General features: G+C 68.9%; 12 protein-coding genes. 8 read left to right on the top strand and 4 right to left on the bottom strand.

Annotated elements, in window-relative coordinates; genetic code table 11:
- The 4 genes from ACKOB8_RS03425 to ACKOB8_RS03440 form a co-directional block, all read left to right on the top strand.
- Nucleotides 1–2,174 (top strand): cadherin-like domain-containing protein (locus ACKOB8_RS03425; protein ID WP_526375663.1); only part of this gene is annotated, 2,174 nt, incomplete at its 5' end.
- A gap of 19 nt (nt 2,175–2,193) precedes the next feature.
- Nucleotides 2,194–3,330, top strand: a complete 1,137-nt coding sequence (locus ACKOB8_RS03430) for an alkaline phosphatase family protein (RefSeq protein ID WP_526375665.1) — start codon at nt 2,194–2,196, stop codon at nt 3,328–3,330.
- A 103-nt stretch (nt 3,331–3,433) separates the two neighbouring features.
- Nucleotides 3,434–4,699 (top strand): HAD family hydrolase, encoded by a 1,266-nt coding sequence (locus ACKOB8_RS03435; RefSeq protein ID WP_526375667.1) that lies wholly within the window; start codon nt 3,434–3,436, stop codon nt 4,697–4,699.
- A 193-nt stretch (nt 4,700–4,892) separates the two neighbouring features.
- On the top strand, nt 4,893–5,348 hold the full coding sequence (locus tag ACKOB8_RS03440; protein ID WP_526375669.1) for a TOBE domain-containing protein: 456 nt from the start codon (nt 4,893–4,895) through the stop codon (nt 5,346–5,348).
- A 12-nt stretch (nt 5,349–5,360) separates the two neighbouring features.
- On the opposite strand, the gene ACKOB8_RS03445 is transcribed toward ACKOB8_RS03440, so the two are convergent.
- The 4 genes from ACKOB8_RS03445 to ACKOB8_RS03460 form a co-directional block, all read right to left on the bottom strand.
- The gene (locus tag ACKOB8_RS03445; protein ID WP_526375671.1) at nt 5,361–6,170 is read right to left on the bottom strand and encodes a glutamate ABC transporter substrate-binding protein; all 810 of its coding nucleotides are present in this window, start codon (nt 6,168–6,170) and stop codon (nt 5,361–5,363) included.
- Nucleotides 6,171–6,237: 67 nt separating this feature from the next.
- A complete protein-coding gene (locus ACKOB8_RS03450) occupies nt 6,238–6,942 on the bottom strand; it encodes an SDR family NAD(P)-dependent oxidoreductase (RefSeq protein WP_526375673.1) in 705 nt (234 codons plus the stop codon).
- A 20-nt stretch (nt 6,943–6,962) separates the two neighbouring features.
- Entirely contained in the window at nt 6,963–7,862 is a 900-nt protein-coding gene (locus tag ACKOB8_RS03455; protein ID WP_526375675.1) for a 1-acyl-sn-glycerol-3-phosphate acyltransferase, read from the bottom strand.
- A 79-nt stretch (nt 7,863–7,941) separates the two neighbouring features.
- Nucleotides 7,942–8,721, bottom strand: a complete 780-nt coding sequence (locus tag ACKOB8_RS03460; RefSeq protein ID WP_526375677.1) for a bacteriorhodopsin — start codon at nt 8,719–8,721, stop codon at nt 7,942–7,944.
- Nucleotides 8,722–8,920: 199 nt separating this feature from the next.
- Between ACKOB8_RS03460 and ACKOB8_RS03465 the strand changes: the two genes are divergently transcribed.
- The 4 genes from ACKOB8_RS03465 to ACKOB8_RS03480 all read left to right on the top strand — a co-directional run.
- On the top strand, nt 8,921–10,441 hold the full coding sequence (locus ACKOB8_RS03465; RefSeq protein ID WP_526375679.1) for a PepSY domain-containing protein: 1,521 nt from the start codon (nt 8,921–8,923) through the stop codon (nt 10,439–10,441).
- A gap of 40 nt (nt 10,442–10,481) precedes the next feature.
- The gene (locus tag ACKOB8_RS03470; RefSeq protein WP_526375681.1) at nt 10,482–10,622 is read left to right on the top strand and encodes a hypothetical protein; all 141 of its coding nucleotides are present in this window, start codon (nt 10,482–10,484) and stop codon (nt 10,620–10,622) included.
- 356 nt (nt 10,623–10,978) lie between these two features.
- Entirely contained in the window at nt 10,979–11,170 is a 192-nt protein-coding gene (locus tag ACKOB8_RS03475; protein WP_526375683.1) for a hypothetical protein, read from the top strand.
- Nucleotides 11,171–11,323: 153 nt separating this feature from the next.
- The coding region (locus ACKOB8_RS03480; RefSeq protein ID WP_526375685.1) for a hypothetical protein at nt 11,324–11,555 on the top strand (232 nt) is incomplete at its 3' end.

Consider the following 11,555-nt stretch of genomic DNA (forward strand, 5'->3'; position numbering starts at 1 on the left):
CCCGCCGCCAGACCGGGTCCGACACCCCGGCTCCCGCGCCGGCGGCGGCGACCGCCGCGACCACGACGGCGCCCGCCAATCAACCCCCGGTGATCGCCTCGGTCACCGTCGGGACACCGAGTGCCAGTACGGGAGCGGTGCTCGCGGCGGTGCGCGCCAGTGACCCCGAGGGCGCTGCGCTGACCTATAGCGTCAGCGCCCCGGCGCGGGGCACCGCGACGATCTCGACTGCCGGAGTGCTCTCCTACACCCCGACCGCGGCGGCCCGTCACGCCGCCGCGAAGCTCGGTGCCGCCCCATCGGTCAGCTCCGACACGGTGACGGTCACGGTGGCGGACTCCGCCGGCACGAAGACCACGACACTGGTGACGCTGCCGGTCTCGCCGCGCAACACCGCCCCGACCGCGACGGCGACGATCGCCGCCCCCAACCCGGTCAGCGGGGTGGCGACCGGCGCTGTCCGGGCCGCCGACGCCGACAAGGACCCCCTGACCTACACGGCGAGCAAGCCTGCCAACGGCACGGTCGCGGTCCGATCCGACGGCACGTTCACCTACACGCCCACGGCCGCGGCCCGGACTTCGGCGCGCGCCTCGACCAGGGCGGTGACCGACACCTTCACCATCACCGTGTCGGACGGCTTCGGAGGTTCCACCGCTGTCGCGGTGACCGCGACGATCGCCCCGAGCAACTCCGCTCCGCGGGCCGCCACCCCGACGATCAGCGTCAATTCCGCATCGGGGGTGGTGACCGGATCGGTCAGCGCCACCGACCCGGACAAGGACGCTCTGAAGTTCACCGTGGCGTCGGCGAGCACCGCCAGGGGCTCGGTGTCGGTGACCGGAACCGGTTCGTTCACCTACACCCCCACCGCGGCGGCCCGCCACGCTGCCGCCAAACTCGGCGCGGCGACGTCGGAGAAGACCGACCAGTTCAACGTCACCGTCACCGACTCCTACGGTGCGGCCACCGTCGTCGCCGTCCGGGTTCCGGTGACGCCCGCCAACGCCGCCCCGATCGCCGGTTCGCCGACCGTGGGCACCCCCGATCCCAACACCGGAGTGGTGCTCGGCACCGTCACCGCGACCGATGCCGACCGGGACACCCTCAGTTTCTCCGCTCCGGGCAGCACCGCCCAGGGCAGCGTGAGCATCAATGCCCGCACGGGTGCCTTCACCTACACGCCCACCGACGCCGCCCGTGCCGTGGCCGTCGCCACCACGACCGACACCTTCTCGGTGACCGTCACCGACGGCTACGGAGGCAGTGTCGCCGTGCCGGTGGCGGTGCCGGTGACTCCCAAGCAGATCGTCCCGCAGAACAAACTCAGCTTCAGCTTCGTCTACGGCAACGGTGCGGAGAACTGGACGCCCGCCGCGCGCAGCGCCCTGGAGGCGGCGGCTGCGCAGCTCGCCGGCTACTTCGTGGTCGGCTCGCCGGTGACGGTGGTCTTCGATGTCAGTGGTGAGAATTCCCCGGAATCCGACACCCTGGCGTCGAGCGGAAGCGACCTGATCAGTTCGGCCAACGGCTTCTACCGCACCGTGGCGCAGAACAAGATTCTCACCGGCGTCGATTCCAACGGTGCGCAGGCCGACGGTCAAATCAGCTGGAACTTCGGCAGCGACTGGGCGCTCGGCGACGCCGTCGACAGCACCCAGTACGACTTCACCTCGACGGCGATCCACGAGATGCTGCACGCCCTGGGATTCCTGTCCTACGTCGACGAAGCGGGATGGAACGGAGGCCGGAACTGGACGACGTTCGACAGCTTCATCGTGACCTCCGGCGGGGCGAAAGTGATCGGCGAGTCGAACTTCCGGTGGAACTCGTCGAACAACTCCCGGCTGACCGGCAATGGCGGCGGGCTGTTCTTCGGCGGCAAGAACGCGATTGATGCCTACGGTGGGCTGGTCCCGCTCTATACGCCCGATCCGTGGCAGCCGGGCAGTTCGATGTCACACCTCGACGACAGCACCTTCACCGGGTCGGGTGCCGTGCTGATGAACGCCGCGACCGACACCGGGCCGGGCGTTCGGGTGCTCAGCGCCGTGGAGCTCGGAATCCTGCGGGACCTCGGCTACACGGTGATCGCCACCCCGGCCCCGACGCCCCGGGGTGCGGCACTGATGTTCGTCGGACTGGTCTTCCTGCGGCGGCGCAGGAAAAGCTGACGCGGCGGCGCCCGGCGCGATGGATCTGCCCACCCCCGATCCGCTGATCCCGCACCTGGCCGACGTGGTGCCCTCGGTCCTCGCCGCGATGGGGGTGGCCGGATTCGACGGACCGATCGCGTTGCCGAGCCCCATCTCAGGGGCGTGCGTGCTTCTCGTCGACGGCCTGGGCGCGCAGTTGCTCGACGAGCACGCCGCGGACGCGCCGGTCATGGCCGGACTGCGCGGCCCGACGCTGCGGGTGGGATTCCCGTCCACGACGGCGGCGGGTCTGGCGGCGATCGGAACCGGCTGCGCCTCCGGGCGACACGGCATGGTCGGCTACACCTTTCGCCTGCCCGGTGTGGGCGTGCTCAACGCGTTGCGCTGGCGGCCGCATCCCTGGGGTGAGGATCTGCGCGACGCGGTACCGCCCGAGGATGTCCAGCCGCTGCCCACGACCTTCGAACGCGCCGCCGCCGCGGGGGTGGCCGTCAGCGTCGTCTCCGCGGCACAGTTCAGCGGGTCCGGTCTGACCCGTGCGGCGCTGCGCGGGGGGCGCTACGTCGGCGTGCACGCCCTCGGGGACCTCGGTGCGACCGTCGCCGACGTGATCACCGGCGGCGGATTCTGCTACGGCTACCACAGCGAGTTGGACCTGCTCGGCCACATCCACGGTCCCGGGTCCGCGCCGTGGCGCATGCAACTGCGCCAGATCGACCGGCTGGTCGAATCCCTCGTCGAGTGCCTGCCGCCCGGCGGGCTGCTCGCAGTCGTCGCCGATCACGGCATGGTCGCGGCCGACCCCGCGGCGTCTCTGGACATCGACAGCACCGCGGGCCTGGTCGACGGGGTGGAGGCGATCGGCGGCGAGCCCCGCGCCCGGCATGTGTACGCCGTGGCGGGAGCGGCCGCGGATGTGCTGGCCGCGTGGCGCGAGACGGCGGGTGATCGGGCCTGGGTGGTGCCGCGCGAGCAGGCCATCGACGCCGGGTGGTTCGGTGATGACGTTCTCGACCGGGTGCGTCCGCGGATCGGAGACGTCGTGGCCGCGGCGCGAGGCGCCTCGGTGCTGGTGCGCCGCGGCGTCGAACCGCTGGAGTCCGCCCTCGTCGGCCATCACGGTTCGGTGAGTGATGCAGAACAACTGGTGCCGCTGCTGATCGCCGTCGCGTGATCCCGGTGCCCGGACCGAGATCGAGTTAACATCAGGTAGACAAGACGTTACTTCTGGTGCGTACCGCGACGACGGCGGGGCGCTGACGGTAGGGCTTGAAGCCGTGAAACTCCCCCTCGCCGCGGCGTTGATCGTCATCGTGGCTCTCAGTGGCTGCAGCACACCGTCCTCGCCTCCGGCGGGAACCGACACCACACCAGCGGCCGGGGCGTCCGCGGACGTTCCGGCACTCGATCCGGCGGGCTGGACGCAGACGGTCTACCAGAAGCTCACCGAGACGATCAAGGCCTCGGCCGGCCAGGGAAAGATCGCGGTGTTCGACTTCGACAACACCACCCAGGCCCGCGACATCAGTGAGGCGTTGCTGGCCCACGCCCAGCAGACCAACGCACTGGACCCTGCATCGCTCTCCCCAGCGATGTTCCCGGCGTTCACCGGCGCCGACGGACAACCGGTCACCGTCACCGGGGGAATCTCGGACTACTACGACGCCGTGCTGGAGTCCGGCGGAGAGGCCGATCCGTTCCGGGAGTACTCGTCGCTGCCGATGACGGCGTCGGCGTTTCAGGGCCGCACAGTGAGCGACTTCCTGGCCCAGACCTCGGCGGCCTATGACGGCGGTTCGGGTGCCGCGGACCTGACGTCGAAGACAGAGTCCAAGATCCTCGGAGCGGGGCGGCCCTTCATCTACCCGCAGATGGCCGACCTTTACGGCAACCTGCGCCGAAACGGATACGACGTCTGGATCGTCTCGGCCGGGGTCGCGTGGGCGGTGCGCTGGATGGTGCAGAACGCGCTCAATCCCGCCATCGTCGCCAAGTACGGGGCGGATGCGGCACTGCCGCTGGATCACGTCGTGGCGATCACCATGCTGTTGAAGGATCGGGGCACCGGAAAGCTCGTCTCCGACTACGAGCTCACCCGCAAGAACCCTGACCCCGCCTACATCAACCTCGACCCGGCACGGATGTCGCAGTTGGAGATCTTGGGCATCGCCGACGGCCTGACCTCGTGGCGCGGCGGCAAGCCCGGAGCGATCGACAACATCATCACCCGTGGCGAACTGTTCCTGGTCGCCGGTGACTCGATGGGCGACGTGGAAATGCTGGCCCGCGCGCCGAACCGATTGGTGATTGCCCGGATGAACAAACCGGCCCTCGCCGAGGGCTTCGTCGCGGAGATCGCGAAGGCTCCCGATGCCACCTGGATGCTGCAACCCGCGATCAACTCCGCGCCCGTCGGGTTCCTGTCGTCGAAGTGCGTAATGGCCGAAAAAACCGGCGGCAACGCGGAGGTGACCGCAACCACCGACAAAGCGCTGGCGGCGCTCGAACCCACCGGCCGGCTGGGTTCCTTCACAACCTGCTGAGCAAAGGGCCCCGGGCTTCGATGAGGTCTACGCCGACGAGACCAGCCACTGACCGAATGTCGGCCCGAATGACGCCAAAGTCCGGGTCAGCCTGCGCAACGAGATCCGGGTTATCCAGAAGGAACTCGGCATCAGCACGATCTTCGTCACCCACGACCAGGAGGAAGCGCTGACCGTCTCCGACCGCATCGCGGTGCTCTCCCACGGCCGCCTTGAGCAGTTCGCCACCCCGGAGGAGATCTATCGCCGGCCCGCGACCGCCTTCGTGGCGGCGTTCGTGGGCGAGTCGAATCGCTTCGAGGGCACCGTCGTCGCCGGCGGCGGCGTCGACATCGGTGGCTCGGTGGTCCATCTTCCGGCCGCGTCCGCCCACCCGGTGGGGACCCGTGTCGTGGTGCTGTCCCGCCCGGAGTCGACAGCCCTGCTGGAACCGGCCGCGGCGGGGCTGCCCGCCACCGTGGTCAGCCAACAGTTCCAGGGAGCGCGGACCCGGATCCTCGCTCATCTCAAGAGCGAGCCGGATCCGACCTCGATCGTCATCAGCGAGATCAGCGGCAATCGCCACGACCACCTCGTCAGTGGAACCGACGTCAGCGTCAGCATCGATCCGGCAACGGCGCAGGTCGCGGCGTCCACCGACCCGCTCTGAGCACCCGGCCCGCTAGTACCGGTCGATCGGCGGCGGCGCCGGTGCGGCCAAGCCGGCCGGTCCCAGGTTCTTGTCGAACGCCGCTTTCCAGGCGCCGTCGGCTTCCATCTTCTCCAGCGCGTCGTTGATCTTGGCCCGCAGCTCGGCGTCATCCTTCTTCAGGCCGATCCCGTAACGCTCCTCGGAGAACGGCTTGCCCACCAGCTTCAGGGTTCCCGGGGACTGCGCGGCGTAACCGGCCAGGATGACCTCGTCGGTCGTGACGGCATCGATCGCCCCGTTGCGCAGCGCCTCCACGCACGCCGAGTAGGTGTCGTACTGCTGTAGTTGCACGCCCGGATACTTGTCCTTGATGCGCTGCGCGGGCGTCGATCCGGTCACCGAGCACAGTTTCTTGTTGTCCTGCAACGACTCCGCGCCGGTGATGTCGGTATTGTCGGCGCGGACCAGCAGGCTCTGGCCGGTCAACAGATAGGGCCCGGCGAAATCCACCTTCTCCTTGCGCGCGTCGGTGATCGAGTAGGTGGCCACGATGTAGCGCACCTGATCGTTGGCGATCAGGGTCTCCCGCTGGGCCGAGGGGGATTCCTTCCATTCGATCTGGTCCTCGGTGTAGCCCAACTCGCGCGCCACGTAGCGCGCCACGTCGACGTCGAACCCGCTCATCGACCCGTCCGGATTCTTCAGGCCGAGCCCCGGTTGATCGAACTTCGTCCCGATGACGATCTTGTCTCCGGATTCGCCGCCACCGCCGCACGCAGCGGTGAACGCGACCGAAACAGCGAGGAGGGTGGCGGCCAGGGGTTTGAGCGAAACGGGCATGGCGGTGTCCTTTCCGGAATTGAACAGCACACTAGAGCACCCGGGCCGGTCGCGCCCCCCGCCTGGCTCAGACCCGCACCGTGGACAGCCCGCCGTCGAGGCCCAGCACCTGTCCGGTGATCCACGAACTGGCCGGCGACAACAGGAAGGCCGCCAGTGCCGCGGCGTCCTCGGGGGTCCCGAACCGCTTGAGCGGATAGCGGGCCGCCATGGCCTCCCGCTTGGCGGGCGAGTTCAGCAGTTTCTCCGCCAGCGGGGTGTCGACCAACGCCGGAGCGACGGCGTTGACCCGCACCCGCGGAGCCCACTCGGCCGCCAGCGAGCGCACCAATCCCTCGACCGCGCCCTTGGCGGCGGCGATCGAGGAATGCATCGGCATGCCCTGGCCGACGGCGACCGTGCTGAACAGCACCACGCTCGCGGGTCGGTCCGCGTCGCCGGCCAGTCGCGGCTGGCAGGCTTTGAGGAACCGCACCGCGCCGAGCAGGTTCACCTCCAGATCGCGCCGAAAGTCCTCCTCGGTCAGCGCCCGGAAGCTTTTCAGGTTGATCGTCCCCGGGCAGTAGGCCGCGCCCTGCAGCGACTCCGGGGGCTCGGGCAGCGATGCCTGCGGATCGGCGAGGTCGCAGACCGCATGGCGGACCGGGGGCGCGGGCGCCAGGTCGTCCGCCGATCGCGACCAGACGTCGATGCGGGAGGCCGTCGGTGTGAGCAGGCGGACCAACTGCAGACCGATACCCTTGCTGCCGCCGGCGATCAGATAGGAGTCCATCGCCCGATGCTAGTGCGGCGTCAGCCGAGCAGGGGCCGGCGGTGGGCGGTCATGGCGGTGAGGGCGTCCTGCATGAGGGTGTGAACCCGACCGGCGAAGGTCTCGGCGTCGTCATCGGGCAGCGGCCGGGTCAGTGGTAGGACCCTGGTCTGCAACTTGCTCGGCAGGGGCAGATAGGGAAGCAGCCCGACCGCGCCGATGTTGACCCCCCAGGGCACCGAGAGCGTGATGGGGACCCGCTTGAGGCGAAGCAGTTTGTCGAGGCGAAGCGCCCGCGCGAGTTGATCGCCGCCGGACAGCGCCACCAGGGACTCTCCGGCACCCGCGGTGACGATCGGCACGATCGGCACCTGCTCGCTGAGGGCAAGCCGCGCGAAGCCGGCACGACCGCCGAACACGATCTGGTTACGCTCGGCGAAACTCTTGAACGCGTCCAGATCCCCGCCCGGGAACACCACCACGTGGTGGCCTGCGGCAAAGGCTTCCCGGGCGCTGTCGGGGCTGGCGGGCCGGGCCCCGGCATGTTCGATGAGCGGACCGAGCCCCAGCGTCCAGGCGGACTGGTGGGTGAGGACCGTGACGGGGCGATCCAGTTCCAGATCGTCGAGAGCCGCCCCAACGGCCAGGACGTTGAGGTCGAAGATCCCCCCGAAGCCGTGGTTGGCGACGAACAGCACGGGTTCGCTCAGCGTGCCGACGTCGAGGTCGACCTCGAGGCGGTGGTAGCGGCGGACGAAGTCGATGGCGATGCCGCGGGCGGCGGCAAGCGCGCGGTCGAGTGCGCCGGTGTCCTCTGAGTCCTCGGCGTCACCGGACCCGAGCTCGCGTTCGAGGGTGCCCAACAGATCCTGCGCGAGCTTCTCCAGCCCGCTGCGATCGTCTGCCTCCGGCATCGCCGCATCCTCCTCGTCGCGCGTCACGGTCGCAAGTGCAGGTAAGCGGAGAAGCGAAAGGACCGGCGCCCGAAGGCGGCCGGCCCTTTCGCGTTCGCTCCGGGTGCTAGACGCTGGCCGTGGCGCGCGAGCCGAGCTTCGCCACGCCGGTGACCAACAGGATCCCGAATCCGACCTTCGCGGTGAGGTCGATGATGGTGAACACGATCACCTCGAGGTCGAGACTGATCGCCCCGGTCCCTTCCGTCCCGACCAACCAGAGGACCGGGTAGATGAACCACAGCACCGTCAGAATGCCGGCCAGACGGGTGTAGAGCGCAGCCACGTCGCCGCCTTGTTCGGCAGCCGCGGCCCGCACCGGGCCCCAGACCGCGGCCAGAACCGCGAGGAAGAATCCGCAGGAGACGATGAACCAGATGTACTTGTGGGTCTGGTCCAGCGACAGCGCGCCGAACAGGCCGGTGACGATCATCAGGATGTCCGCACCGATCACCGCACCCACCAGACCGAGGCGGTCGCGGATGGACTCCCCGCCTCCGCTGACCGGCTTGAGGCCCAAGGTGAGCAGCCCCACCAACAGCAGTGGCGTGGTGATCGTCCAGTCCAGGTAACGGGCCCAGTAGATCAGCGCCGCACTGATCGACACGTCGACCTCGTCGGGGGTGAACACCAGGCTGCTCTCGGTCACGATGGCATCGCCCTGGCCGAACGCCATCAGCAAGTACATGCAGGCAGCGATCGCGCAGACGAACACGCTGGCTACCCGATGGTGGTGCTGATGGCCCTTTCCGCCCAGGGCGTAGATCACCACGGCCCCGAGTGCCATGCCGATGGTGCCGATCCACAGCCAGGTCTGCTGGGTCGACGTTTGCAGAAGACTTTCCACCCGTTAACTCCTTCCAGGAACCGGCGATCTCCGGCGACTTCTCAGACTAGGGCGGTCGTGTGTGCCGTGGCGAGATATCGCGTAATTCGGCGCGGCGAACCCGATTGCCGGGATCGGCGCGGGCAACCTTCGGGGAACCCCGGCCGGTCCCGATCCGACCAATCTGCCGATCGGTTTGAACAGCGCAGGGAGGGTGTCGATGGTCACGCGGGCAGTTACGCAGCGCGAACAGCGCCAGGCCGGGGCGGCGGTGCTGCGGCGGATCTGGCGGCTGCACTTCTGGGTCGGGCTGTTCGCCGCGCCGACCCTGGTTCTGCTGGCCTGCACCGGGCTGATCATTCTCTACTCTCAACCCCTGGACCTCTGGCTGCATCGCGACCTCACGGTCGTGACGCCCGGCTCCTCGCAGGTCGACCTGGACGCCCAGGTCGGTGCCGCCCGGCAGAACGTGGCGGCTGACCTCGTCCTCGACGCGGTCAGCCCACCGGAGGCCCCCGACCGCTCGACGCGCGTCGACTTCCTCTCCCCCGAGGCTCCCGAGGTCGGTGAGCGAAATACCACCCAGGTATTCGTCGACCCCTACACCGGCCGGTACCTCGGTCAGCGTCGCGAACTCGACGGCCTGGTGGGATGGGCCAACCAGCTTCACCGGTTCTTCGGCAACGACGGCCCCACCGTCGCACTGCCGTCGCTGGGGCACCTGATCGCCCCGTCGGCCTATCCCAGCGCGTCCGTCTCGGTCGGCGTCGGCAACCTGATCGTTGAAGTGACCGCGGTGTGGATACTGGTCCTGCTGGCCAGCGGGATCTACCTGTGGTGGCCGCGGGCCATCGAGGCCGGCAAACCCCGGCTGGCGATCCGGTGGCGAAAGGGTGGCCGCCTTCGGTGGCGCGACCTGCACGCGACGACGGGCATCCTGCTCTCAGTGGTGCTGATCGGCTACGTCGTCTCCGGGCTGAGCTGGTCGCGCTACTGGGGGGAGAACTGGCGGGCGGTGGCCGAGACCGTGACGCCGACCGAGCAGATCGACGCCCCGTCCACCCCGGTTCGCGCCGGTGACTACGACCGCCTCGGCAGACGTATCCCCTGGGCGGACATCACCGACCCGGTCTACGCCTCGGCGGCAGCAGACGGAACGGGGTCGGTTCCCACGCCCGTCGGATTCGCCGCCATCGACGCGATCGCCAAGTCCGAGAACATGCTTCCCGGCTACTCGATCATTCCGCCCTCCGATGCCGTCGAGGACGGTCAGACGGTCTACGGCAGCTACACCGTCGTCAACCGGTGGCCGCAGCGGCTCTCCGAGCAACGCACGTTGTATCTCGACCAGTTCACCGGCAACACCATCGCAAACGCGACCGCCGCGCAGGACGGTGCGCTGTCGAGGATGACCAGTTGGAGCGTGGACATGCACATGGGCACCCAGTACGGCCTGCTGACCCGCATCCTTGCCACGCTGGCCTGCCTGGGGCTGCTGACCAGCGTGACCACCGGGGTCATCATGTGGTGGAAACGGCGGCCCTCGGGCGCAACCGGGCTGCCGGGCCGATCCGGCGACGCGGCGCGGGCCAACACCCCGCGCGCCGCGGTGATCGCCGTCGCCTCGGTCGCCACGGTCCTCGCGGTGATCTACCCGGCATTCGGCGCCACCCTTGTTCTGGTGCTGGTGGTCGAAGCAGCGCTGGCCGCCCGCCGCCCACGGCCTATCATGGACGCATGAGCGCCTCATCATCGACGGCCTGCCAGAACCCCGACTGCACGTGTTCGCCGTGCACCTGTGGACCCGGCTGTACCTGTGGCCGCGACGGCGGCTGCGGCAACGCCGCGTGCACCTGCTCGCCGTGCACGTGCAGCGCCGGCTGCACCTGCGGCCACCCCGACTGACCGCCGCACCGCAATAAAGCTGACACGCTAGGCACGTTTGCAGTAGCGCATTGCAACGGGCGGTACCGACCGCCGTCGCGCCCGCGATAGGTATCCGACCCCGGTGAGATTCGGCCCAACTTGAACAACTCCTTCACGTGTCTGCCGGTCCGGCTCGCGGCCTAGGGCAGGCCGTCTCGACCAGCGGTTTTGGCCACGCTCGCACACAGCTAAAATTTTTCTCTTGTTCGTGCTGATGTCGGGCGATTCACGCTTACCGCGGCTGTCATCTCTGTTAGGGTCGGCGCGTTGCCGGGGGGCAATTGGGCGGGAAGGTGCAGCACATGCCTTCACCACACCGCTGGGGCTTGAGGGCCAGACGGACGATCAGAAGATGGACGGCATCGTGGCCTACCTCTGGCAGAACGTGCTCCGCATGCGGGCGAGCAATAACCACGCCACCGATGCGCCGGGACGCTCTGTCATGCCCCAGACCAGTGCCAACACCTTCTGGCCGGTGCTGGGCCTGATGCAGGGGCCCAGCGCGCTGAGCTTCTCCTTCCCGATCATCAGCTACCTGGGCTGACACCGGGGCTCGCGCCGCTGTGTCCTGCAATGTGAGGACACCGATTTCATGCACCGCAGGGGTTTTCCCGTGGACACCCCTTCCTTCCGCGCTCCGGGATCGTAGGAGACATCGCCGGAACACTCTCCGGCGCTGACAGAGGAGGGATGAGCAATGCTCACCACGAACACCAACGCGAGTGCCAACACCGGCACCCCCGTCACCACACCGGGTAAGCGCCGGGCCACCCGCCTGATCGCTGCCACCCTGATCTCCCTGGGCCTGGCCGGCGGCGGATCGCTCGGCCTGACCGCCGTCGCCTACGCCGACACCGCGGGCACCCAGAGCGGTACCACCGCACCGGCCAAGCCCGACCGCACTGCGAAGGCCCCGGCAATCTCGTCTC

The sequence above is a fragment of the Mycobacterium sp. genome (assembly GCF_046091765.1).
Lineage (GTDB): Bacteria > Actinomycetota > Actinomycetes > Mycobacteriales > Mycobacteriaceae > Mycobacterium.